Annotated in this window: 27 protein-coding genes; 15 read left to right on the top strand and 12 right to left on the bottom strand. The window is 62.9% G+C overall.

Annotation, left to right across the window (positions count from 1 at the left end; all coding sequences use genetic code 11):
* Window positions 1–27: 27 nt before the first annotated feature.
* From NKI38_RS21320 to NKI38_RS21280, 9 genes are all read right to left on the bottom strand, one after another.
* Window positions 28–849, bottom strand: a complete 822-nt coding sequence (locus tag NKI38_RS21320; protein WP_056587473.1) for a carbohydrate ABC transporter permease — start codon at window positions 847–849, stop codon at window positions 28–30.
* Window positions 850–1788, bottom strand: coding sequence for a carbohydrate ABC transporter permease (locus NKI38_RS21315; protein WP_352660264.1), 939 nt, complete (start codon window positions 1786–1788; stop codon window positions 850–852).
* Window positions 1788–3125 carry an ABC transporter substrate-binding protein gene (locus tag NKI38_RS21310; RefSeq protein WP_352606190.1) on the bottom strand — a complete coding sequence of 446 codons (1338 nt, stop codon included), beginning with the start codon at window positions 3123–3125 and terminating at the stop codon, window positions 1788–1790. Before NKI38_RS21310 ends, NKI38_RS21315 begins: the two co-directional genes overlap by 1 nt.
* Window positions 3126–3187: 62 nt before the next feature.
* Complete coding sequence (locus NKI38_RS21305; RefSeq protein ID WP_352660262.1) at window positions 3188–3847, bottom strand: GntR family transcriptional regulator; 660 nt, start codon at window positions 3845–3847, stop codon at window positions 3188–3190.
* 23 nt (window positions 3848–3870) lie between these two features.
* Window positions 3871–4755, bottom strand: coding sequence for a dihydrodipicolinate synthase family protein (locus NKI38_RS21300; protein WP_352660260.1), 885 nt, complete (start codon window positions 4753–4755; stop codon window positions 3871–3873).
* A 151-nt stretch (window positions 4756–4906) separates the two neighbouring features.
* Window positions 4907–6046, bottom strand: a complete 1140-nt coding sequence (gene dprA, locus NKI38_RS21295; protein ID WP_352660258.1) for a DNA-processing protein DprA — start codon at window positions 6044–6046, stop codon at window positions 4907–4909.
* Window positions 6043–6630: a glycerol-3-phosphate 1-O-acyltransferase PlsY gene (gene plsY / locus NKI38_RS21290; RefSeq protein ID WP_352660256.1), complete on the bottom strand. Its 588-nt coding sequence runs from the start codon at window positions 6628–6630 to the stop codon at window positions 6043–6045. The genes dprA and plsY overlap by 4 nt, the downstream gene beginning before the upstream one ends.
* A 53-nt stretch (window positions 6631–6683) precedes the next feature.
* A complete protein-coding gene (locus tag NKI38_RS21285; protein WP_352660254.1) occupies window positions 6684–7970 on the bottom strand; it encodes a dihydroorotase in 1287 nt (428 codons plus the stop codon).
* Window positions 7967–8947, bottom strand: a complete 981-nt coding sequence (locus tag NKI38_RS21280; RefSeq protein ID WP_352660252.1) for an aspartate carbamoyltransferase catalytic subunit — start codon at window positions 8945–8947, stop codon at window positions 7967–7969. Before NKI38_RS21280 ends, NKI38_RS21285 begins: the two co-directional genes overlap by 4 nt.
* Window positions 8948–9158: 211 nt before the next feature.
* Here NKI38_RS21280 and NKI38_RS21275 point away from each other — a divergent pair, with 211 nt between their 5' ends.
* The 3 genes from NKI38_RS21275 to NKI38_RS21265 all read left to right on the top strand — a co-directional run bounded on the left by NKI38_RS21275 (window position 9159) and on the right by NKI38_RS21265 (window position 11879).
* Window positions 9159–10787 (top strand): DNA alkylation response protein, encoded by a 1629-nt coding sequence (locus NKI38_RS21275; RefSeq protein WP_352660250.1) that lies wholly within the window; start codon window positions 9159–9161, stop codon window positions 10785–10787.
* 193 nt (window positions 10788–10980) lie between these two features.
* Entirely contained in the window at window positions 10981–11538 is a 558-nt protein-coding gene (locus NKI38_RS21270) for a hypothetical protein (protein ID WP_352660248.1), read from the top strand.
* A complete protein-coding gene (locus NKI38_RS21265) occupies window positions 11538–11879 on the top strand; it encodes a DUF6105 family protein (protein ID WP_352660246.1) in 342 nt (113 codons plus the stop codon). The genes NKI38_RS21270 and NKI38_RS21265 overlap by 1 nt, the downstream gene beginning before the upstream one ends.
* Here NKI38_RS21265 and ruvX read toward each other — a convergent pair.
* Complete coding sequence (gene ruvX, locus NKI38_RS21260) at window positions 11797–12303, bottom strand: Holliday junction resolvase RuvX (RefSeq protein WP_352660244.1); 507 nt, start codon at window positions 12301–12303, stop codon at window positions 11797–11799. The two genes, NKI38_RS21265 and ruvX, sit on opposite strands and share 83 nt — an antisense overlap.
* Before the next feature lie 123 nt (window positions 12304–12426).
* Between ruvX and NKI38_RS21255 the strand changes: the two genes are divergently transcribed.
* The 6 genes from NKI38_RS21255 to NKI38_RS21230 all read left to right on the top strand — a co-directional run bounded on the left by NKI38_RS21255 (window position 12427) and on the right by NKI38_RS21230 (window position 16847).
* Entirely contained in the window at window positions 12427–13134 is a 708-nt protein-coding gene (locus tag NKI38_RS21255; RefSeq protein WP_352660242.1) for a metal-dependent hydrolase, read from the top strand.
* Between the two features lie 24 nt (window positions 13135–13158).
* Window positions 13159–13575 carry a hypothetical protein gene (locus tag NKI38_RS21250; protein WP_352627813.1) on the top strand — a complete coding sequence of 139 codons (417 nt, stop codon included), beginning with the start codon at window positions 13159–13161 and terminating at the stop codon, window positions 13573–13575.
* 129 nt (window positions 13576–13704) lie between these two features.
* Window positions 13705–13992, top strand: coding sequence for an Asp-tRNA(Asn)/Glu-tRNA(Gln) amidotransferase subunit GatC (gene gatC, locus NKI38_RS21245; protein WP_352660240.1), 288 nt, complete (start codon window positions 13705–13707; stop codon window positions 13990–13992).
* A 7-nt stretch (window positions 13993–13999) separates the two neighbouring features.
* A complete protein-coding gene (locus tag NKI38_RS21240) occupies window positions 14000–14455 on the top strand; it encodes a GNAT family N-acetyltransferase (RefSeq protein WP_352660238.1) in 456 nt (151 codons plus the stop codon).
* Window positions 14455–16020: an amidase gene (locus tag NKI38_RS21235; RefSeq protein ID WP_352660236.1), complete on the top strand. Its 1566-nt coding sequence runs from the start codon at window positions 14455–14457 to the stop codon at window positions 16018–16020. Before NKI38_RS21240 ends, NKI38_RS21235 begins: the two co-directional genes overlap by 1 nt.
* Before the next feature lie 29 nt (window positions 16021–16049).
* Window positions 16050–16847, top strand: a complete 798-nt coding sequence (locus NKI38_RS21230) for a YdcF family protein (protein WP_352660234.1) — start codon at window positions 16050–16052, stop codon at window positions 16845–16847.
* On the opposite strand, the gene NKI38_RS21225 is transcribed toward NKI38_RS21230, so the two are convergent.
* The gene (locus tag NKI38_RS21225) at window positions 16820–17539 is read right to left on the bottom strand and encodes a DUF599 domain-containing protein (protein WP_352660232.1); all 720 of its coding nucleotides are present in this window, start codon (window positions 17537–17539) and stop codon (window positions 16820–16822) included. The genes NKI38_RS21230 and NKI38_RS21225 overlap by 28 nt on opposite strands.
* Before the next feature lie 179 nt (window positions 17540–17718).
* Between NKI38_RS21225 and NKI38_RS21220 the strand changes: the two genes are divergently transcribed.
* The 4 genes from NKI38_RS21220 to NKI38_RS21205 all read left to right on the top strand — a co-directional run bounded on the left by NKI38_RS21220 (window position 17719) and on the right by NKI38_RS21205 (window position 21150).
* Window positions 17719–19122 carry an L-serine ammonia-lyase gene (locus NKI38_RS21220; RefSeq protein WP_352660230.1) on the top strand — a complete coding sequence of 468 codons (1404 nt, stop codon included), beginning with the start codon at window positions 17719–17721 and terminating at the stop codon, window positions 19120–19122.
* 77 nt (window positions 19123–19199) lie between these two features.
* Window positions 19200–19637, top strand: a complete 438-nt coding sequence (locus tag NKI38_RS21215; protein ID WP_352660228.1) for a DUF1489 family protein — start codon at window positions 19200–19202, stop codon at window positions 19635–19637.
* A gap of 83 nt (window positions 19638–19720) precedes the next feature.
* On the top strand, window positions 19721–20452 hold the full coding sequence (locus NKI38_RS21210; RefSeq protein WP_352660226.1) for a VWA domain-containing protein: 732 nt from the start codon (window positions 19721–19723) through the stop codon (window positions 20450–20452).
* Entirely contained in the window at window positions 20452–21150 is a 699-nt protein-coding gene (locus tag NKI38_RS21205) for a DnaJ domain-containing protein (protein WP_352660224.1), read from the top strand. The genes NKI38_RS21210 and NKI38_RS21205 overlap by 1 nt, the downstream gene beginning before the upstream one ends.
* Before the next feature lie 46 nt (window positions 21151–21196).
* On the opposite strand, the gene NKI38_RS21200 is transcribed toward NKI38_RS21205, so the two are convergent.
* Window positions 21197–22606 (bottom strand): SPOR domain-containing protein, encoded by a 1410-nt coding sequence (locus NKI38_RS21200; protein WP_352660222.1) that lies wholly within the window; start codon window positions 22604–22606, stop codon window positions 21197–21199.
* 285 nt (window positions 22607–22891) lie between these two features.
* Between NKI38_RS21200 and NKI38_RS21195 the strand changes: the two genes are divergently transcribed.
* Both NKI38_RS21195 and clpS read left to right on the top strand, forming a co-directional pair.
* Window positions 22892–23221 carry a phasin family protein gene (locus tag NKI38_RS21195; RefSeq protein WP_352627802.1) on the top strand — a complete coding sequence of 110 codons (330 nt, stop codon included), beginning with the start codon at window positions 22892–22894 and terminating at the stop codon, window positions 23219–23221.
* A gap of 278 nt (window positions 23222–23499) precedes the next feature.
* The gene (gene clpS / locus NKI38_RS21190) at window positions 23500–23829 is read left to right on the top strand and encodes an ATP-dependent Clp protease adapter ClpS (protein WP_010909565.1); all 330 of its coding nucleotides are present in this window, start codon (window positions 23500–23502) and stop codon (window positions 23827–23829) included.
* Window positions 23830–23831 lie beyond the last annotated feature (2 nt).

Genomic DNA, 23831 nt, shown 5'->3' with positions numbered 1-23831 from the left:
CGAAAAAAGTTTGATGTCAGGCAGCGTTCACCCGCCCTTGACGGCGCCGGCGGTCAGTCCCGCGACGATCTGCCTTTGTGCGAACATGGTCAGAACCAGCACCGGCAGCGTTACCACCAGTGCCGCGGCGGCGAGCGGCCCCCAGCTCACCTGCTCGTAGGAGAGCATGTTGTAGACGGCGACCGGCAGCGTGCGCGTTTCGCGGCTGGCGAGCACCACGCCGAAGACGAAATTGTTCCATGAGAAGATGACGGACAAAATGAAGGCGACCACGATGCCCGGCTTGGCGATGGGCAAAGCAACCAGCCGGAACACCTGCCAGGAGCTGGCGCCGTCGATGTTGGCCGCCTCTTCCAGTTCCATCGGCGTGGTCTCGAAATAGCCGATCATCACCCAGACCACGATCGGCACGGTCACCACCAGATGGATGATGATCTGCGGCCACAGCGTGCCGAGAATGCCGACCCATTGGAACAGCAGGAAAAGCGGGATGAGATATGAAAGCCCCGGCGTCATGCGGGCGATCATGATGACGACCGCCGACCGTTCGGCCTTGAGCCGCGCGATGCCATAGCCGGCCGGCACGCCGATCAGCAGCGCCAAAAGTGTCGCCGTGCCGGTCACCAGAACCGAGTTCCAGAGATAGAGCAGGAAATTGTTCTCCTCGAACACCTTTGCATAGTTCGACCAGGCGAGATGTTCGGGGATCAGGATCGGCGGATAGGCGCCGTTGTCGATCTCGAATTTCAACGACAGCGAGATCATCCAGAGGAAGAACAGGATCGCCGGCGAGACGAAGACCAGAGCCGCGAAAAACAGCCCGATCTGGTTGAGCAGCCGTGAACTCATCTATTTGCCCTCCACGCCGATCCACTGGGAGCGCTGGCGCAACATCAAGAGGATGAAGGACAGGGCGACGATGACGATGAAGAACACCACGGCCATGGCCGAGCCATAGCCGATGTCGTAGTAGGAGAAGGCGGTGTTGTAGAGATAGATGTTGATGGTTTCCGACGCCGTGCCAGGCCCACCCTGGGTCATCGCATAGATGATGTCGAAGCTCTTCAGCGCATCGATGGTGCGGATGATCATCGCGATCATCAGGAACGGCGCGATCATCGGCAAAGTGAGATAGCGGAACTGCTGCCAGGCATTGGCGCCGTCGATTTCGGCGCTCTCGAACGGCTCGCGCGGCACGGACGCCAGGCCGCCCAGCACGATCAGCATCACCAGCGGCGTCCACTGCCAGGTCTCGACCGCGACCAGCGACGGGATGACCGTGTTGGCGTTGAATATCCATTCCTGCGCCGGGATGCCGACCAGCGACAGAAGGTAGTTGAGGACGCCGAGCTGAGGATGGAACATCATGGTCCAGACCAGAGCCACGGCGACGGGCGTTGCCATCATCGGCATCACGAAGACACCACGCAACAGGCCGCGCAGCGGAAACCTGGCGTCGAAAATCAGGGCGGCGATGGTGCCAAGCAGCATCGGCGCGGCAACCGAGAGGAAGGTGTAACTCAAGGTATGGAGCAGCGATTCCCAGAAGCGTTGGTCGACCGCCAGCCGCAGATAATTCTCCATCCCGGCAAAGCTTCGCGACTGGCCGAGCGTCCAGCGGTTGACGCTCATCCACAGCGTGAAGGCCCAGGGAAAGACGATCACTGCGCCGACGACGACGAGCGCCGGAACGACGAAAGGCCAGTAGTTGGGAGCCAGCCGGATCGTCTGGCTCCCTTCGACGGCTTGCGTCGTCACCCCGGTGCGTTCTGGGGTGGTGGCGGACATCAGCCTTGCTCGCTCCTGTCGAGGACCGGCTGGAACTGCTCGGTGGCCTTCTTCAATTCCTCTGCCGGATCGGCGCCGGCGATCAAATTGGTCAGTGCGACACCATAGATGTCGCGGAATTCGGTGACCGGGATGATGACCGGCAGCGACAGCCGGCTGACATTGCCGGAGCCAACCACCGCATCGAGCCAGCTCGCCGGCATGGTGACGCCTTCGCGCACCTTCGGATCTTCAAGCACCGATTTGCGGAACGGGACGCCGGCGCCTGCCTGCAGCAGCCGCGCGCCCATGGCCGGCGACACTGCCCACTGACAGAACAGATAGGCGGCCTCCTTCTTCTCGCTGGCGGCCGTCACGCCGATGCCGTCGCCGAAGGTGCCCGCGGCATGCGCCTTGGGACCCTTGGGCATGACGCCATAGCCGACCTTGCCGACCACCCGTGATTTTTCCGGATTTTCCATCGGCGGGGCAAAGCCGACGCCGTCGAACCACATGCCGATCTTGCCTTGCAGGAAGGCGGACTGCGCTTCGGCCCAGTTGAAGCCGGTGACGCCTGGAGGCGCGGACTTGGTCATCAGCCGCTGGTAGAGGCCGGCGGCCTCGATCGCCTCGGGCGAGGTCGTGCGCAGCTTGCCCTGGCCATCGAGTGGCGTCATGTCGTAGCCGAGCATGAGCGACGTCCACACCGGCGTGTTGGCGTTCTTGATGCCACGGGCGACGAAACCGTAGGTGTTGGTCGACGGGTCGGTCAGCGCCTCGGCTGCGGCCACCAGCTGTTCGAAGGTTTCAGGGTATTTGAGCCCCTTGGCCTCGAACAGTTCCTTGTTCCAGTAGAGGATCCAGTAGTCGACCGAGAAGGGCAGCGAGCGCAGCACGCCCTGACCATCCTTGGCGAACAGCATGCCGGCATCGGCGAAATCGCTTTCGACCAGCCCGGGATCGGTAAGGGTAGGATCGGTGAGATAGCCTGATATGTCGGCCAGCCAGCCGCCCTTTTCGAACTGCCGCTTCTGCACATGATAGCTCAGATGCACGACGTCGAAGCTCGGCTTGCCGGAGCTCAGCTCGATCACCGTCTTCTGGCGCTGCTGCTGCTCGGGCGTCGCCTCGGCATTGACCTTGATGCCGGTCAGTTCCTCGAACTCGGCGAGATATTTTATGAGGGTGTCGCTGCGCGGGCTTTTGACCAGATTGACGTCGAGCGTCGTGCCGGCGAAGCGCTTCCAGTCGACGCCGGCGGCAAAGCCCGGGCGGACGCCCGCAATGCCGGCGGCGGCAAGTGCCGCGGTTCCTTGAAGGAGTTGCCTCCTGGTTGGGTTGAACAGATTGGACGACATTTCTTCCTCCCGGTTGCTGTCGTTATCGATTGCGCCGCGACCGCGGCGCGGCTCATGATTCCTCAGATTTGCAGCGCCAGCCGGCGCGCCTTGTCGATGTGCAGGCTGATCGCCTCGACCGCCTTCTGCGGGTCGCGGCTCTCCATGGCTTCGATGACCGCAAGGTGCTCGCGCATGACCGGCACGACGCGTCCGTCGATGCGGAAGCGCTCCTGATGGATCAGCCGGATCTTCACCGAGTTGACCAGATACGCCTTGGCGATGATCTCGTTGCCCAGCGCATCGATGAAAGTGTCGTGCATCGCCCAGTCGATGCTTTGGGCCTTGGCTTCCATTTCGGGCGTCGGCGCCTGCGAAAGGGCTTGCGCCAGCATCTCCTCATGTTCGCGCCTCAGGCGGGCAAGTTCCCCATCGGAGGCGCTGGCGGTGAACAGCGCTACCGCTTCGCGCTCCATGAACAGGCGAAACTGAAAAGCCTCGCGGATCAGGCTGATGTCGATATGAGCGATCTGCATGCCGCGTTGCGGGATCGTCGTCAAAAGCCCTTCGGCCTCGAGACGCGGCACGATTTCGCGAATGGCGCCGAGCGGCAATCCGGTGAAGGCAACCAGTTCGCGCTGCGACACGAACTGGCCCGGCAGCAGATCGCGGGCCAGCAAATGCCGCGTGAAGCTGGCATAGGCTTTTTCCCTGAGGGTGGTCGGTTCGCTGCCATCTTCCATTTCAGCGCGCTTCCCTTTACCGGTCAGGCCGATTCCCTGGCAAACAGACTGTCATAGGCGGCGGCAAGCTGTTGGCGCCCCTGCGAAGCGATCGGCTCCAGCGGTGGGCGGACCGCGAGCCAGCGATCGTCGCCAGTCTTGCGCGCCACCATGACCTTCACCGCCGAAGTGACCGGGTATTTGAGCAACTCGAGCACGAAACGCTCGACGCGGGTATCATCGCGCCCGTCCTCGGCCATGGCGCTGATTTCGCCGGTGACGAAATTGGCCATGCCGGAGATTGCGCCTTGAGCACCAATTCGCACCGCTCGCGCCAAATGCCGCTCGTCACCGATCAGGATCACCAGATCGCCATGGGCGCTTAGCAGCTCCTCGCTGTAGCTCCAGTCTCCGCCGGAATCCTTGACCCCCGCGACGACATCCGGAAAAGCGGTGCGCAAACGGCCGATCAGGCCAAGCGAGAGCTGCACCATCGTGACCGACGGGATGTTGTAGAGCAGCACGCCGCGGGCGAGGGGCCCGAGCGCGGCAAAGACGGCGGAAAACCAGCCGAAAAGGCCGTCCTCACCGACATTCTTGAAGTAGCTCGGCGGCGCAAGCAGAATGTTGCGGGCGCCGCGTTGCAAGGCATGCCGTGCCTGTTCGGCGGCGTCTTCGGCCGCATCGACCAACACGCCGGCAACAAGTTGATGCGGCAAGATCCCGGCAGCCAGCATGGCTTCGGTCACCGACCGCCGCTCCGCTGCGCCCACCGATGCGCCTTCGCCGGTGGTGCCGAAAAGCGTAACGCTGCCGCACCCCTCGGCCAGACAACGCCTGGCCTGGACGATCATCGGCGCGATGGCGATCTGCCCGGAGGCTTCAAAAGGCGTGGCGAGAGCGGCTGAAAGGCCAAAGCGTGATGTCACCGGGACGTCTCCGAAAGGATGTTCGAAGGCAGTGATAGCTCACTAACATGTTAGTTGTAAATTGGGTTGGTGCATTTTTCTGGCCCACCGCATAGAGATAGCGAGTTCTCTTTCCGGGAAGCGAACAGCGTCGCACCGAAGGTGTCTCTGGTCAGACGGAAGGATCCCCAAATACCAGCGAAACATGTCCGCCGGCGTGGCGCTCGAGGCGGCCGGCGAGGTCGAGTTCCAGCAGCACCATGAAGACCTGGGCGGGGTGCAGGCCAGTGTGGCGGATGATCTCGTCGATCGGCACTGGCGTCGGGCCGAGCGCCTCGATGACTCGGGCGCGGTCGCTTTCGCCGGGCGGCGGTGTGACCGAGAAGTCGGGGGGGTCTTCGAACGGCGGCACGTCGGGCGCCCGCATGCCGGTCAGCGGGACGATCGCTCTGGAAATGTCCGACGCCTCGGTGACCAGGGTGGCGCCGTCCTTGAGCAGGCCATTGGTGCCGGCGGCGCGTGGGTCGAGCGGCGAACCGGGTACCGCGAAAACCAGCCGGCCCATTTCGCCGGCAAGCCTTGCGCTGATCAACGATCCCGAACGTTGTGCTGCCTCGACAACCACCAGCCCAAGGGCCGCACCCGCGACAAGGCGGTTGCGACGCGGAAAATCCTGGGCGCGCGGCTGCCAGCCGAACGGCATTTCCGAAATGATGGCGCCGCGCTCGGCAATGTCCTCGCACAGACCGGCATTTTCAGGCGGGTAGGGCAGGTCGAGGCCTCCAGCCAGCACACCGATCGTGCCGGTCGCAAGACTGCCCTGATGCGCAGCCGTGTCGATGCCGCGCGCCAGGCCGGAGACGATTGCATAACCGTCGCGGCCAAGATCCGCTGCCAGCATGCGCGCCATCTTGATGCCGGCCAGCGATGCGTTACGCGCGCCAACGATGGCGACCCCCGGCAGCCGGAACACGGCAGCATTGCCCTTGACCGCCAACAGTGGCGGCGGATGATCCATGTTGCGCAACAGCGGTGGGTAGTCTGTCTCACCGATGCCGACAAAGCGCGCGCCAGCCTTTCTGGCCGTTTCCAATTCGGCCTCGGCTTCGGCAATGGAAGGAATGCGGGCGATGCGTTTGGCGCCGCCTGAAATCATCAGCTCCGGCAGTATTTCGAGCGCCACTTCGGCCGAACCGAAGCGATTGATCAGGTCGCGAAAAGAGGCGGGACCGACATTCTGGGTGCGGATAAGCCGCAGCCAGCTCAGCCGCTGCCGGTCGCTGAGGCGCGGCCCGGCAGCCGGCTCGCTCACTCCCTAGCTCCGATCTTGCCCTCGGTGCCGGCACGCAGGCGTGAAATGTTTTCTCGGTGCTTGATAAAAACGATGATGCTCATCACCACGAACAGGGCGGCATTCTGCGGCGTGCTCAACAGATAGAGGGCGATCGGCACGACGACGGCTGCCGTCAACGCCGCCAGCGAGGAATAACGGAACAGGAATGCCATCACCAGCCAGACGACGGCGAAGATCAGCGCTACCTGCCAGGCAAGGCCGATCAGCACGCCGAGATAAGTCGCGACGCCCTTGCCGCCCTTGAAACCCAGCCATACCGGGAAGAGATGGCCGAGAAAGGCGCCAAGGCCTGCCCAGATCGCGAGTTCAGGCGCAAAGTGGCCTGATATCAGCACGGCGGCCGTGCCCTTCAGCGCGTCGAGCAGCAGCGTCGCGGCGGCAAGGCCCTTGTTGCCGGTGCGCAGAACATTGGTGGCGCCGATGTTGCCGGAGCCGATCTTGCGCACATCGCCGAGACCGGCCGCGCGCGTCAGCAGGAGCCCGAACGGAATCGAGCCCAGGAGATAGCCAAACACGAGAGCTAGGATGAGACTGTAAGTCATTGTTTCCCCCGCGTTTTCCCCAGGCTGGTCGGATCAGGCGCGCGGTGGCCGGCTCAGACGGAAAACACTCTGCGGCCCGCCACCAGCGTTTGCAAGACCTTGCCTTGCAGCCGCGCGCCTTCGAAACAGGTGTTTTTCGAGCGCGAACGAATGCCGCTTTCACTGACGATCCAGGGCTCGTCCAGATCGACGAGCGCAAGATCGGCGAGGGCGCCCGGTTTCAGCGTGCCGCCGGGCAGTCCGAACAGTTTTGCGGGAGCGGTGGACAAGGTCTCGATCAGCCGGAGCAACGGCACGTCGCCATTGTGGTAGAGCCGCAATGCCGCGCCCAGCAGGGTTTCGAGCCCGATGGCGCCGGCCGCCGCATCCGCGAAGGGCAGGCGCTTGGTGTCGACATCCTGCGGATCGTGCGAGGAGACGATGATGTCGATCGTGCCGTCCCTGACTGCCTCGATCATCGCCAGCCGGTCTTCCTCGGCGCGCAAGGGCGGCGTCAGGCGAAAGAAGGTGCGGTATTCGCCGACATCGTTTTCATTCAGCGACAGATTGTGGATCGCGACACCTGATGTCACGGCGGCACCGTCGGCTTTCGCACGCGTCACGGCGTTTGCCGCCATCACCGTCGAGATCTTTGCCGCGTGATAGGAGCCGCGCGTCAGCCGCGCAAGGGCGAGATCACGCTCTAGCGGGATGGATTCGGCTTCACGCGGAATGCCGGAGAGGCCGAGCCAACTGGCGTAGAGGCCTTCATTCATCACGCCGGACGAGCCGAGGTCGGCATCCTGCGTCTCATGCACGATGGTGGCGCCGAAGTCGCGTGCATAGGTCAGCGCACGGCGCATCACCAGCGCGCTCGATATGGTGTGGCGGCCATCGGTGAAGGCGACGGCGCCGGCTTCGCGCAGCAGGCCAAATTCCGTCATTTCGCGCCCGTCGAGGCCCTTGGTGATTGCCGCCGCCGGAAAGACGTTGACGATTGCCGTGTCCTTGGCGGTGCGCAGCACGAACTCGACCAGCGCCACATTGTCGATCACCGGGTCGGTGTCGGGCATCATGACGATAGAGGTGACGCCGCCGGCCGCCGCCGCGACACTCGCCGACGCAATGGTTTCGCGATGCTCGCCGCCCGGTTCGCCGATGAAGACGCGGCCGTCGATCAGGCCTGGAATGATCGCCTTGCCTGCGCAGTCGACGACGATAGCGCCCTCGGGCGCTCCCTGGTTGAGCGCTGCCTTGCCGGCAGCAACGATCTTGTGGCCCTCGACGATGACGGCACCGACTTCGTCGATGCCGCGCGACGGGTCGACGATGCGGGCACGCTCAAAAACCGTCGTGCTCATGCGCCGCGGCCCTCGTGGTTGCGGCCTTCTTGATTGCGACGGGGGTCGAGAAGCGCTTCCATCACCGCCATGCGCACCGCGACGCCCATCTCGACCTGTTCCTGGATGACGCTTTGCGGACCGTCGGCGATTTCCGAGGCGATCTCGACGCCACGGTTCATCGGCCCGGGATGCATCACCAGCGCATCGTCCTTGGCGGCCTTCAGCTTCTCGGCATCAAGACCGAAATAGCGGAAATATTCGCGCACAGACGGCACGAAGGCGCCTTCCATGCGCTCGCGCTGCAGGCGCAGCATCATCACCACGTCGACGTCCTTGAGGCCTTCGGCCATCGAGCGGGTGACGACGACGCCCATTTTCTCGATGCCGGTGGGCAGCAGCGTCGACGGTGCGACGACGCGCACCTGCGCGCCGAGAGCATTAAGCAGCATGATGTTCGAGCGCGCCACGCGCGAGTGCAGGATGTCGCCGCAGATTGCCACGATCAGCTTCGACAGCGGCCCCTTGGCGCGGCGAATGGTCAGCGCGTCGAGCAGGGCCTGTGTCGGATGTTCATGCGCGCCGTCGCCGGCATTGACCACGGAGCAGCCGACCTTCTGCGCCAGGAGGGCGGCGGCACCGGCCGACTGATGGCGGATGATCAGGATGTCGGGCCGCATGGCGTTCAGCGTCATCGCGGTGTCGATGAGCGTTTCGCCCTTCTTCACCGAGGAGCTCGCTACCGACATGTTCATGACATCGGCGCCAAGCCGCTTTCCGGCCAGTTCGAACGACGACTGCGTCCGCGTTGACGCTTCATAGAAGAGGTTGATCTGGGTGCGGCCGCGCAGCGTCGAGGTTTTTTTCTCGGACTGCCGCGAGATCGCGACCGCGCGATCCGCCCTGTCGAGCAAAAGCTCGATGTCGGCGGGGGAAAGGTCGCGGATGCCCAGAAGATGGCGGTGAGGGTAGAGTGTCAGGGACGAAGCGTCGGTCATCTCAAGGCGCTGCTATAGGGTGGAGATTTTGCGGCTGCAAGCGCCAGCTTTGGATTGAAGCCGTTCTCCTCTATTTTTTCGTGTAGATGGCCGATTAAATCGGCCGGTATTTTCATCGCGCACGCTGCATGGCTTGGCTATATCTAGCCGACGGCCTCGGATTCGTGGCTTTCTGACGATAAGCACCTTTCTACCGATAGAAGGATTGGGCGTGACCGACGACGTGACGAACCAGCCGCCGCCGCTGACGGGCGGCAACGCCTGGCGGGGCGATCCGTTGCTGATCCAGCTCGCGGAGCGTTTTTCCGATCCCGTGCGCCGGGAACTCGATGGGCTTGGCCGTTTCGTGCTAACGCAGGAGGCGCAGGAACTGGCGCGCCTCGCCAATGTCGAGACGCCGAAGCTCAGGACACATGATCGCCAGGGACGGCGCATCGATGTGGTCGAGTTCCACCCAGCCTATCACGCCTTGATGCGTCGCTCGGTGGTCAATGGGCTGCATTCCTCGGTGTGGGAAAACGGCGACGCCGAGATTGGCCGCCGCCATCAGGTCCGTGCCGCCCGGTTTTACCTGACGGCGGAACTCGAGACCGGGCATCTCTGCCCCATCACCATGACCAACGCTTCGCTGGCTGCCTTGATGGCCAGCCCAAAACTGTTTCGCGAATGGGCGCCGCGTGTGACGACGCGCAAATACGACCAGAGCCAGAAGCCGCCGGTCGAGAAGACCGGGCTGACGCTCGGCATGGGCATGACCGAGAAACAGGGCGGCACCGACGTTCGCGCCAATGTGACAAGAGCAGAGCGCGCCGGCAGCGGGTTTTATCGCCTGACCGGACACAAATGGTTCATGTCGGCGCCGATGTCGGATGCGTTCCTGGTGCTGGCGCAGGCGCCGGAGGGATTGTCGTGCTTCCTCGTGCCGCGCGTTCTCGGTGACGGCTCGGGCAACGGCTTCCGCTTCCAGCGGCTGAAAGACAAGCTCGGCAACCGTTCGAACGCGTCCTCCGAAGTGGAATTCGTCAACGCCATCGGCGAGATGGTCGGCGAACCCGGTGCGGGCGTGAAGACGATCATGGACATGGTCACCCTGACCCGGCTCGATTGTGCCATCGCATCTTCGGCGATCATGCGCGCGGGCCTGGCCGAGGCCGTTCATCACGCGCGCCACCGACAGGTGTTCGGCTCGACCTTGATCGAGCAACCGTTGATGCAGCGCGTGCTGGCAGACATGGCGCTCGATGTCGCCGCCGCCACAGCGCTGTCGTTCCGGCTGGCGCGGTCCTTCGATGAAGCGGCCGGCGACCGCGGTGAAGCAGCGTTTGCCCGCGCCATGACGCCGGTGGTCAAATACTGGGTCTGCAAGATCGCGCCGCCGCTGCTCTACGAGGCGATGGAATGTCTCGGCGGCAATGGCTATGTCGAGGAGGCGCCACTCGCCCGCTATTATCGCGAAGCTCCGGTCAACGCGATCTGGGAAGGCTCGGGCAATGTCATGGCACTCGACGTGCTGCGCGTGCTTGGCCGTGCGCCGGGCCTGTTTGAGGATGTGCTGGCCGGCATCGACCGCGATCTCGGCGCCGGCGGACGCGGCACGATCGGCGTGCTGAAGGCGGCGATGCAGGTCGCGGCGACCGACGAGGGCTCCGCCCGTCTGCTCACCGAACAGCTGGCACTGTCGGCGGCGGCGGCGGAGTTGCGCCGGCTGGGGGCAGGGCGGATCGCCGACGCTTTCGTCGAGACGCGCTTGGCCGGCCAATGGCGCAACACCTATGGCATGCTCGATTCGCGCCACGATGCGCGCATGATCATCGACACGCTCTATCCGCCGGTGAATTGAGCCACGAGCATCGTAAAAATCGGCGCCATGCACGGTTTTGAGGCATCGGCGGGTATCCTCATGCACATAGCTAATCGCCGTTAACCTTAACAAATGGTTTCCGTTGCGGTGACGAGCGGCAAAGCCCACTGTCTCAGCGAAAGCAGGGAATGGTTCAAATTGGCCGTCCCTTCTTTGCGAAGCAGGGACGCCGATGCGACACGTATTGACCTCTTTTCTGGCCTTGCACTGGACGATCGTTTTCGCCCTGCTTGCGCTCATCTGCATCGACGGAAACCGTGGTGTGGCGGCGGCGCTCGGCGTGCTGGGAGCCACAATCGAGGGCACCCGCTTCATCGACCTCGACAAATTCGTCGTCGTGGCGCCGCTCGCCACCGCATTGCTTGTCGTGGCGGTGCTGTTCTTCTGGGCCTTCGTCGAAACCCTGATCAATGACGCGACCAGCGAGGGCGCCGACAGTGTTGCCCGCATCGCCTTCATCTCCGCGTCCGGCGTGTTGTCGCTGATCGTCATCGGTGGCGCCGCGCAAGGCATTAATGGGCTGTTTATGGTCGTCGCCGTGCAGTTGGCAGCACTTCTGGCGTCCTATGTCGCCATGCTTGCCGAACGGCGGTCCGCGGTTGCGGCAGCTGCTTCGGGCGAGGGCGAGGTTCGAGCCGTCGCGCATGGCATGGCAAAGGCCGCGGCCCACAATTCGCTGCTTTCACTCATATCGGGCCGCACGGGCTCCAATGCCGGGGGAGGCCGCTGATGCGTTACATCTTCGCATTGTGGGCGGGCCCGATGGCACTGTTTTGGGGCTGGTTCTATCTTTCGCTCAACGACATGAATTTCGGCTATGTCATGCTTAGCCGACGGCTGCACGATTTCGTCTTCGAACTCTATGGCCAGATGCTCGGCATCGACCCGGCGACCATCCCCGGCATGGTGGCAAAGGCCTGCGTCTTCGACGGGTTTCTGCTGATGGCGCTGTGGGCGTTTCGCCGCCGCCGCGAAATCACAGGCTGGGTCAGACGGCGCTGGGCGGGACCGGTTCCGTTCGGGCGGATGCGTGGAGCGACTGAAGCCGGTCCAAAACTCCCTGCAGAATAAACGCGGCTGCCGCCGAATCGATCTTCCCGGCACGTTTGCGGCGCGAGAAATCCATCTCGATCAGCGTCCTTTCGGCGGCGACCGTCGATAGCCTTTCATCCCAGAGCACAAAGGGCAGGTCGCTCATCTGCGCCATGTTGCGGACGAAGGCGCGCGATTTCTGCGCGCGCGGCCCTTCCGAACCGTCCATGTTGATCGGCAGCCCAATCACCACCGCGCCGGCATTCTCCTTCCGCAGGAAGGCGAGCAGCGCCGCCGCATCGAGCGAGAATTTCCTTCGCATGATGACCGGGCGCGGATGGGCGAAGGAAAACCTCTGGTCCGAGACCGCGACGCCGATCGTCTTGTCGCCGAGGTCGAGCCCGGCCAGCGTCTTGCCGCCGGCCAGCCGCGCCGGCAATTCCTCTATCGTTATAATGCCCAACGGCCGTCCTTTGCCTTTCACCGTCATGTGTTCTCTCAACCGCATAACGGGCACAGTAACCCTTTGATCTCCGGGCTATCGGCGTTCTATCCTTTGGCAAGACAAAAATCGAGGAATGCATTCATGAAACTGACCTGGTACGGCCACTCGGCCTTCCGCATCGAAACGGCTGACGCCAAGATCCTCATCGATCCCTATTTGATCGGCAATCCGTCCTGGACGGGAGGTTGGGAAGGACCGGCTGAGGGCATCACGCATGTGCTGCTGACGCACGGTCATAGCGATCACATCAGCGGCGCCCTGGAAGTGCTCGGTAAAAGCGGCGCCCAACTGGTCGCGAATTTCGAGATCTGCATGTATCTGGTCGGCAAGGGCGCCAGCGACAAGAAGATCAATCCCGGCAACATCGGCGGCACCGTCGATTGCGGCAGCTTCACCACCACGTTCGTCCAGGCGCTGCACTCGTCCTCGTTCCCGGGCGATGGCGGCCAGAACACCTATCTTGGCAATCCGGGCGGCCTTGTCCTGCATTTCCCGGAAGACAAGACGCTCTATCACATGGGCGATACCGACATCTTTTCTGACATGGCGCTGATCAATGAGTTGCATGAACCGAAGATCGGCATCGTGCCGATCGGCGACCGTTTCACCATGGGCGGCGCAGTGGCGGCACTTGCCTGCCGCCGCTTCTTCAAGTTCGAAACCGTTATCCCTTGTCATTTCGGCACGTTCCCGATGATCGATCAGACCGCTGATAAGTTCGAGGCGGGACTGGAGGGATCCGGTGTGACGGTGGCATTGCCGAAAATCGGTGAGACGATTACTGTCTAGAAACAGCTAAAGCGGAATGAATCCATGGCGTTGGGGCGATCTCTTTGCGTATCCATGTTTGTCGCGGCGTCGCCCGCGCTCGCCGCGGATGATTTCATCGAAGGCGTCTACCTTCAGTCCGAGGAGCTTTGCAAACAGGCAAAAAGGGACACGCTGCAAACGTTGATCGACGCCGGCAACATCGTTCTTTCGGCGCATGGCCTACAAGGCGTCGAGTACAATTGCGAGTTTCTGCAGATCAGCAAGGCAACGGCTTCGCCAAGCTGGGCGGTGACGGCCATCTGCCAGGAACCGGGCTATGTCTTTCCGGATGTGCTCTCGGTGACGCAAATGAACGCGAAGCAAGTCGATCTCGTATCGGTCCGGCCGGCCGGTGACGAAAGCGAGGCAAGCGGCAATAGCGGCAGCTACTATCTGTGCGAGGGCGTTGCCCTGCCATAGACAGCGCCTTGTCCTTGGACCGATGGCCGAGAACCGGGCCGCCACCACGGTCTGATCTGCCGCACGATGCATGTTGCGCACCGCGCGCGGCGCCGCTATAGCCCGAACTGGTTTTCCCCGAGGCAAAACATGTCTGTTGATCTGCAAACAGTGAAGCGCGTCGCGCATCTCGCCCGCATCGCGGTGAGTGAAGAAGATGCCGAACGCATGACCGGCGAGCTGAACGCTATACTAGGCTTCGTCGAGCAGTTGAACGAGGTCGATGTTGCCGGCGTCGAGCCGATGACTTCGGTGACCCCGATGGAGATGAAGAAGCGCCAGGACGTTGTCACCGACGGCAGCAAGGTGGCCGACATCGTCGCCAATGCGCCGGCGACCGACGAGAATTTCTTCCTCGTTCCGAAGGTCGTGGAGTAGCGGGCCGATGGCAATCGAGATCGCCATCGAGACGCCGCTGCAGGACGACGTGCGCGGCCTGGTCACGGAACTCAACGAAACCTTGCTCGAATTGACGCCGCCTGAGCATTGCTACCATTTGACGGTCGAGCAGATGGCCGGCGAAGATACGACCGTTTTCATCGCCCGCGAGGATGGTCTCGCCATTGGCTGCGGTGCGCTGAAGCGCCATGACGGCGCCATCGGCGAGATCAAGCGCATGTACACGCGGCCTTCGCATCGCGGCCGCAAGATCGGCGCCAGCATCGTCGCGCAGGTCGAAGCGCTGGCGCGTACTGAGGGGCTGAAGCGCCTGGTGCTGGAGACGGGCGATCGCCATCCCGCCGCCTGGACCGTCTACGAACGCGCCGGGTTTTCGCGCTGCGGCCCGGTGCTGGATTATCCCGATTCCGAGTGGTCGGTGTTTTACGAAAAGAGCCTTTGATGAGCGACCTGACCCAGCTGACGATTTCGCAGGCGCGCGCCAAGTTGCGCGGCAAGGAGATCACCGCGACCGAACTCACCGGGGCCTATCTCGCGGCCATCGATCGCGCCAATCCGGCGCTCAATGCCTATGTCGCGGTGACGGGTGACAAGGCGCGCGACATGGCCAAGGCCTCCGACGCAAAACTGGCGAAGGGCGAGGGCGGTGCGCTGGAAGGCATCCCGCTCGGTATCAAGGACCTGTTCGGCACGGAAGGCGTCCATACGCAGGCCTGCAGCCATGTGCTCGACGGCTTCGAGCCGCGCTACGAATCGACCGTTACATCAAATCTGTGGGCCGACGGCGCGGTGATGCTCGGCAAGCTCAACATGGACGAGTTCGCCATGGGCTCGTCCAACGAGACGTCCTATTATGGTCCCGTCATCAACCCATGGCGGCGTTCGCGTGTCGACACGGTGGTGATGCCGACGACGCATCAGGGTGACGGCGGCTTCGTCTCGGCCGGCGGCACCAGGACCGCGCGCAGCCTGGACAATGCGCAATTGGTGCCGGGTGGTTCTTCAGGCGGTTCGGCGACCGCGGTCTCGGCTTTTCTGTGCGCCGGCGCGACGGCGACGGATACCGGCGGCTCGATCCGCCAGCCGGCCGCCTTCACCGGCACGGTCGGCATCAAGCCGACCTATGGCCGTTGCTCGCGCTGGGGCATCGTCGCCTTCGCCTCGTCGCTCGACCAGGCTGGCCCGATCGCCCGTGACGTGCGCGATGCCGCGATCCTGTTGAAGTCGATGGCGTCCGTCGACCCGAAGGACACCACGTCGGTCGACCGGCCTGTGCCGGACTATGAGGCGGTGATCGGCAAGCCGATCAAGGGCATGAAGGTCGGCATTCCCAGGGAATACCGTGTCGATGGCATGCCCGAAGAGATCGAGGCGCTGTGGCAAAAGGGCATTGCCTGGCTGAAGGAGGCCGGCGCCGAGATCGTCGATATTTCCCTGCCGCACACCAAATACGCGCTGCCGGCTTACTACATCGTGGCCCCCGCCGAGGCTTCGTCCAACCTCGCCCGCTATGACGGCGTCCGCTACGGATTGCGCGTGCCGGGCAAGGACATCGTCGACATGTACGAGAAGACACGTGCTGCCGGTTTCGGCCGCGAGGTCAAGCGCCGCATCATGATCGGCACCTATGTGCTGTCGGCCGGCTATTACGACGCCTACTACCTACAGGCGCAGAAGGTGCGCAATCTGATCAAGCGCGACTTCGAGACTGTTTTCGCCGCCGGCGTCGATGTCATCCTGACCCCGGCAACGCCGTCCGCCGCCTTCGGCATCGCCGACGAGGACATGGCCGCCGATCCGGTCAAGATGTACCTCAACGACATTTTTACGGTCACGGTGAACATGGCCGGCCTGCCGGGCATCGCCGTGCCCGCCGGGCTCGACGCCAAGGGCCTGCCGCTTGGGCTGCAGCTGATCGGCCGGCCGTTCGACGAGGAAACCCTGTTCCAGACTGCTGCCGTCATCGAGCAGGCGGCCGGCACATTCCAGCCGGAAAAGTGGTGGTAAGCATGCCGCTCGTCCGAGAGCGGTGAGCGATGTTCTTCTATCTTTCCAAGATCTTCTGGTTCTTCATCCAGCCGCTTAACCTGGCGATCTTCCTGCTGCTGGCGGGACTGCTCGCGGCCATGATCGGTCGCCGGCGGCTGGCGGTCACCGGCAGCGTGCTGGCCTTCCTGATCCTTGCGCTGTCGGCCTGGACGTCGCTTGGCGCCATGATGCTCAACCCGCTGGAAGAGCGCTTTGCGCGCCCGAAGCTGCCGGAAAAGATCGACGGCATCGTCGTGCTCGGCGGCGGTTTTGAAGGCGCCATCAATCTGGTGCGCGGCGGCTACGAGCTTAACGGCAGCGGCGATCGGATGGTGGAGGCCGCTGTCCTCGCCCGGCGCTTTCCCACCGCCAAAATCGTCGTCTCCGGCGGCACAGGCGAGTTGTTTCTCGATGGCGAGGGCGATGCCGCCACGGCACCCCGTCTGCTCACCGCGCTTGGTGTGACGGCCGATCGCCTGATCCTGGAGAACAAATCCCGCAATACCTATGAGAATGCGGTCTTCACCAAGGAACTGGTGACGCCGAAGCGCGGCGAGACCTGGTTGCTGGTGACCTCGGCCTTCCATATGCCGCGCGCCAAGGCGCTGTTCGACAAGGCCGGCTTTGCGACCGTTCCGTGGCCGGTCGACTATCGCACTTCGGGACGGGAAGGCGTCGGCCTGTTTCGCGACAACCCGGCCGATTCGCTGCAGGCCACCACCACCGCCATCCGCGAATGGATCGGGCTTTTTGCCTATTGGCTGTCAGGCCGGATCGATCAGCCTTTTCCAGGGCCTGGCGGCTGACCGATCACCGCCTGTCTGGCCGCCGAGAAGAACTGGCGCCGCACCAGCACGGCCAGCAGCAGCAGCGTCGACAACACGAACACCATGGGGTCGACGAACCAGCCGAGATAGCCGATCGAGAAGAACACGCCGCGCAGGCCGGAGTTGAAGTGCTTTCCCGCGAGCATGTTCATCTGCGCCGCACGCCACACCGCCGTTTCGGTAACCGGGTTGCGCGAGGCTTCGCCATGCGGGATCGGCACGGCGCCGATGAGGATCGTGCAGTAGTTGAACAGCCGATAAGCCCAGCCGAATTTGAAGAACGAAAATGCCAGGATCAGCACCAGTCCGAAGACCTTAATCTGGAAAGCCGCGCGCGACGGCGCGCCGCCCAGGGGCAGGTCGCTGAGCACTTCAAGAACCCGGTCCGACGCGCCAAGCAAGGCAAAGCAGCCGCCGATCGCGATCAGTGAGCTGGACGCGAAAAAGGCAGTGCCTTGCTGCAGGCCGCTCATGATGGCGGTGTCGACGATGCGGATCTCGCGTTCGGCCATGGTCCGCATCCAGGTTTGCCGCTGCGCATTCATCGCCGTGGTCAGCGATACGCGGCTGACCAGCTTGCCGTCGGAGGCGAACGTGTGCAGCAGCCACGCGAGGAGGAAGAAGGCCAGCGCCCCGAGATCGGCTGTCGGAAGATCGATAGAATCGCCCATGGACTGAATTTATCACATTCAGTGCGGTCGCTTCGATGTCCGCGACCAGCGATCGGCACCAATGTCGCTGCCGGAGCAAACAAGGTCGGCGGGTGCAGCGCCGCGATTTCCAAAAGAGCGGAAATATCCTGGGAGTTCCTATATGTAGTCCTCGACCTGACTCCAGGAGACAACGCCGCGTGTTCCTTTCGGTTTTCGACCTGTTCAAGATCGGCATAGGACCCTCGAGTTCGCACACGATGGGGCCGATGACCGCCGCGGCGCGGTTTCTCGACGAGGTCGCGGGAAGTGACTGGCCGCGCCCGGCGGGTGTGAAGGTCGACCGGCTTGGCGCCAGCCTGCATGGTTCGCTCGCCTACACCGGCATCGGCCACGGCAGTGATCGCGCCGTCATCCTCGGCCTTGCCGGTCTGACGCCGCAGACGGTCGATCCCGATCAGGCCGATGGCATAGCCAGCCGCATCGCGGCCGAAAAGCGCATTTCGCCGCCCGGCCATCCCTCCTATCGCTTCGATCCGGCTACAGATCTGGTGCTGGACCGCAAGACGCCGCTCACCGGCCACGCCAACGGCATGGCGTTCTACGCTTATGATTCAGGCGGCCGCCTGCTGCTCAAGCGCATCTACTATTCGATCGGCGGCGGCTTCGTGGTTTCGGAAGAAGAGCTGCAGCGGATGAAGGCCAAGGGCTCGGTGACCACAGAAGGCAAGAAAGTGCCTTATCCCTTCAAGAATGCGGTCGAGATGCTGGCCATGGCCGGCAAAAGCGGCCTTTCCATCGCCGACATGAAGCGCGTCAACGAGGAGACGCAGATGTCGCGTGAGGAGCTCGACGCCGGCCTCGATGGCATCTGGAGCGCCATGAAGGGCTGCATCGACCGTGGCCTGTCGCAGGACGGCATCATGCCGGGTGGGCTGAAGGTGCGCCGCCGCGCGCGTATGCTGCATGACAAGCTGCAGGAGCAGTGGCAGCAGAACAAGCCCAATCCGCTGCTCGCCAATGACTGGCTGTCGATCTACGCCATGGCGGTCAATGAGGAGAATGCCGCTGGCGGCCGGGTCGTCACCGCGCCGACCAATGGCGCGGCAGGCACGCTGCCGGCAGTGTTGCGCTACTGGCTGCATTTCCATCCCGAGGCCGACCAGCCGAGCATCCGTGACTTCCTGCTGACGGCAGCCGCCGTCGGCGGCATTATCAAGACCAACGCCTCGATTTCGGGCGCCGAGGTCGGCTGCCAAGGCGAGGTCGGGTCGGCGTCGGCGATGGCGGCGGCCGGCTTGTGTGCCGTCATGGGCGGCACGCCCGAACAGGTCGAAAACGCCGCCGAGATCGCGCTCGAACACCATCTCGGCATGACCTGCGATCCGGTCGGCGGGCTGGTGCAAGTGCCGTGCATCGAGCGCAATGCGCTGGGCGCCGTCAAGGCGGTGACGGCTGCGTCGCTTGCCATCAAGGGCGACGGCATCCATTTCGTACCGCTCGATGCGGCGATCGAAACCATGCGCCAGACCGGCCTCGACATGAACGAGAAGTACAAGGAAACCAGCCTTGGCGGGCTAGCCGTCAATGTCGTGGAGTGCTGAGGGCTGGCCTAAACTGCTACTGTGGAGAAGTCGGTCATGCCGTTGACGCGTCCGCGCGGCGGACTAAACCTTAAGGGATGTCTCTCAATCTGATAAAACTGTGCGTAGGCTGCGACAGCGTCGAGGATCTCGAAGAGTGGATTGCCCTCCGTCTCGACGAGCGGCGGCGCGCCGGTCAGCCGGTCGAGCAATACCACACTACCCGCATGATGCCGACGCGCGGCGCCGAAGTTACCGATGGCGGTTCGCTCTACTGGGTGATCAAGGGCAATGTGCAATGCCGCCAGCTGATCACCGAGATCCGGCCGTTCACCGACGATGAGGGCATCGGCCGTTGCCACTTGATACTCGACCCTGAGGTTGTTCGAACCGACTGGCAGCCGCGCCGGGCCTTTCAGGGCTGGCGCTATCTGAAGCCGGCGGACGCGCCACTCGATCTTGGCAAAGGCAAGGCCGGGCTGATCGAGATGCCGCCGAAACTCAGGCGCGAGCTTGCCGATCTCGGTCTGCTCTGACCCCTGAGAATCCAGGCCTCTGGCCCTCATTGTTGCCTTGGGCAGGGCTTGCAAGCGGTGGAACAACGCCACATCTTCTTTTCATGAACGACAAGAAGCAGCCCGTGCCCGCAAGGGCCAATCCTGCGCCGGTCAAACCTCAATCCGATGCCGGCGAGATCGAAGCCTTTCTTCGGCAGGCAAGGATGCTGGCTGCGTCGGCGACGGGTTCGGGCAGGCTGATCCTTTCGCTCGACGCGACGATGAGCCGCCAGCCGACCTGGGATCTGGCTTGTGAGCTGCAGGGCCAGATGTTCGATGCCGTCGGCAAGGCCGGAACCCTCAGCGTCCAACTGGTCTATTTTCGCGGCCTGGGCGAGTGCCGTTCGTCCGCTTTCGTCACCGATACCAATGCCTTGAAGCAGCTGATGACGCGAATCCAATGCCGCAGCGGCCACACCCAGATCGGCAAGGTGCTGGCGCATGCGTTGAAACAGACGGCTACGGCCAAGGTCAATGCGCTGGTCTATATCGGCGATGCGATGGAAGAAAACATCGACGATCTGGCCGAGAAGGCGGGCAGCCTTGGCCTGCATGGCGTTCCTGTCTTCATTTTCCAGGAAGGTCACGATTCCGGCGCAGAAAAAGCGTTTAAGGAAATCACGCGGTTGTCCAAAGGGGCTTGGTTCCGATTTGATCGGCGGGCTGCCGCGACCCTGGCAGGACTGCTTTCGGCGGTTGCGGTGTTTGCAACCGGCGGGCTGAAGGCGCTCGAGGCCAGGGGCAGGCCGGAAGACCGGCTGATGATCGAGCATCTGCGGGGCGGCGGGAACTGATGGGCGCAGTTATCTTATTTGTTGCATTGCTTCTGGTGCTTCTAGGCGCGGTGACCATCTTTCTGCGCGCCGATCCGGGAAAACTGGCAAGCGGGATGCGCACACTCGGGCCGGTTCTCTTGGCACTGATCGGCGTCGCTGTGCTTGTGGTCGGGCGCGAAGGAATCGCCGGCATCATATTGGCCACTGCAATTGCCTGGTACGGTTCGGTGCGAATGAAACACCAGACGGCCAGACCGGTGCAGGGCAAGCGTTCGACGGTGCGTACCGCGGCATTGGAAATGGAGCTTGATCACGCTACCGGCCGCCTCGAAGGACTGGTCCTGGCCGGCCGCCATGAAGGCAAGATGCTGGGTGCGATGGGGCTGGCCGAATTGCAGCATCTCTACCGGGAACTCTCCGGCGATCCGGAGAGCCGGCAGTTGCTAGAGACGTATCTTGACGGCAGATTTCCCGTCTGGCGCAAAAACACTGAGACGAACGGTGGCGAAGGGTTGGGTGTTGCGCCAGGTTCGGGCGCCATGACTAAGGAGGAGGCCTACAAGGTCCTTGGTCTTGAAGCGGGGGCCGCCGCGGCGGATGTCCGCAAGGCGCACCGCCGCCTGATGCAGCGCCTGCACCCCGATATCGGCGGCACGTCTTTCCTGGCGGCGCGGATTAATGAAGCCAAGGACGTCTTGCTCTCCAATCACAACTAGTCTCCTTCGACGCAGAATTTTTCCGGGAGATGACTTCCACGCAGTCCTACTGCTGGACGGCGTAGCACTCGATGTTCTTCTTCTTCAAAGCGGTGCAAGCCTTCCAGGCGGCGGTCTTCGAACCAAAGCCACCGAAGCGGGCGCGGTAATAAGTGACCCCGTCCTTGTCGAAGGCGACGGTGAAGCCGGACGCGTCGGCCAGCACCTTGGGCGCCTGCTTAGTGGTCTTGTCGAGGAACGCCTGGGCTTCGGACTGTTTTGGCGAAGAGGCGACCTGAATGGCCCAGCCCGACGGCACCGATGCGGTGTTGACCGGATCGACAGCCGCCGGCGTCGGCTCGGCATAGGCGGCGACGACCTGGGCAGTGGCAATTTGAGGGGCCGATACAATGACGGTCTTGACCTTCCTGGCCTTGACGACCGGGGCTGCCTCTTCGTCCTGCGCGGTGTCGTCTTCCGCGACCGTAGCGTCCTCGGCGACGGTTGCATCGTCCTGCGCCACAACAGGCTTGTCGTCCGGTGTCGGCGCGTCGTGCTTGGGCAGGAGCACCTTGGCAAGCGCGGTGATCGGGTTGTTGTCGCCGGCCTTGGCGACCAGATCGCCGCCGCCGCGGGTCGATGCCCTCGGCAAATAGGTGTTGATCAACGTCGCCATCTGATTGTCGCGGCTGCCGCCGGAGGTGCCGCCCATGACGACGCCGACGATGCGGCGATTGCCGTCGGAAACCGACGAGACGAGGTTGAAGCCGGAGGCGCGGGTGTAGCCCGTCTTGATGCCGTCGACGCCCTTGATGCGCCCGAGCAGACGGTTGTGGCCGTTGATGCGCTGGCGCCCGTAGAGAAAGGAACGCTGCGCGAAATAGCCGTAGTACTGCGGGAAATGCTCCCTCAGCGCGATGCCGAGCGTCGCCATGTCGCGCGCGGTGGTGAACTGGCCGGGATTGGGCAGGCCGTTGGCGTTGCGGAACACGGTGCCGTTCATGCCCAAGGCACGCGCCTTGGCGGTCATCATGCGGGCGAAGGTGGCTTCGTTGCCGCCGAGCATTTCGCCGAGCGCGGTTGCCGAGTCGTTTGCGGATTTGGTGACCATCGACAGGATCGCGGTTTCGACCGTAACCGAACCGCCTGCCTTGACGCCGAGCTTCGTCGGCGGCTCCGCCGCGGCATTGGCCGAGAACACGACCTGCGAATTCCTGCTGATCTTGCCCTTCGCCAGTGCTTCGAAGGTCAGATAGAGCGTCATCATCTTGGTCAGCGATGCCGGATAGCGCCTGCCGTCTGCGTCCGCCGAATACAGCACCTTGCCGGTCTTGGCGTCGATGACGATGGCCGCCGACCTCGCCGCCAGCGACGAGGCAACGTCGCCGCAAACGAACGCCATCGCCATCGCGATGATCATGATCGTTTTGAGAGGGGAGGTGGATTTGGAAACGATGCCCAACAACGCCTTACGCACTGGTACTTCCCTTGGATTTCTTCGTTGCGCTGGAGGCGGCAAAGGGTCCTGCCTCGCTTCCGGCCAAGCTACCGGGGCAGCGTTACCAATCCGTTTATGGTAACCGCCGCGTTCACCATTTTCTTCGGGCTTGAAGCTCTCTTTATTCGATTTTTAGCCATTGGCTGCGCAGGCGGGCTCGCACACTGGCGAAACATTGACTTTTGTGCGGCGCACAATATATTGTAGTGCATTGCACAAGGGCGCCCCGAAGAAGGACGCCTCAACCGTCAAGGGAATCGTGAAATGACCCAGACCTATGAGGACTTCAGCAAATACGGCAAAGAATTTGCCGACACCGGATTGAAGAGTTTCGCGTCGCTCTCCAAGGGCGCCCAGGCGATCGCCACCGAGGCTGGCGAATATACCAAGAAGAGTTTTGAGTCCGGCAGCGCCACTGTGGAGAAGCTGTTTTCGGCCAAGTCGCTGGAAAAAGCGATCGAGATCCAGTCGGATTACGCCAAGCAGTCCTACGAGGCGTTCGTCGCCGAGGCCACCAAGATCGGCGATCTTTATGCCGAGCTCGCCAAGGAAGCTTACAAGCCTTTCGAATCGATCGTTGCCAAGGCGAAGTAACTTCGTCCCGGCACGACCCGGATTCGGCCCTTTGGGCCGTGACAAAACCCGGCTGCGGAAACGCGGCCGGGTTTTTTCATGTCAATTCCCGATCAAGGGCCTCTCGCCCCTTCACGATTGCGAAAATCGTCCAAGTTTGGTCACCTAGCCATATTGTCAGCTAAACAGAAGGGCTTAAAATCGTACATCGAACACCTACATGTCGAACTCGCATGGGGATTCGAAAAAGGCAGGAATACGTGACGATCGGTTTGACTGCCACGAGACACGTGGCGCGGATGCAAAACGGCGGCGGCGACGGCAATGAGGCCGGCCGCGGGACGGCCGTCATCACGCGCACCAAAACCAAGACCAAGAAGCCCAGCCTTTATCGGGTCCTCATCCTCAACGACGACTACACGCCCATGGAGTTCGTGGTTCACGTGCTGGAGCGTTTTTTCCAGAAGGACCGCGAAGCCGCCACACGCATCATGCTTCATGTTCACAATCATGGAGTGGGCGAGTGCGGGGTCTATACATTCGAGGTGGCCGAGACCAAAGTGTCCCAGGTCATGGATTTCGCCCGACAGAATCAGCATCCGCTGCAATGCGTGATGGAGAAGAAGTGAGG

It is taken from the genome of Mesorhizobium sp. M0621, assembly GCF_040320745.1.
Lineage (GTDB): Bacteria > Pseudomonadota > Alphaproteobacteria > Rhizobiales > Rhizobiaceae > Mesorhizobium.
Note: the sequence above shows the minus strand (reverse complement) of the source record. Positions and strands in the feature narration are given on the sequence as shown.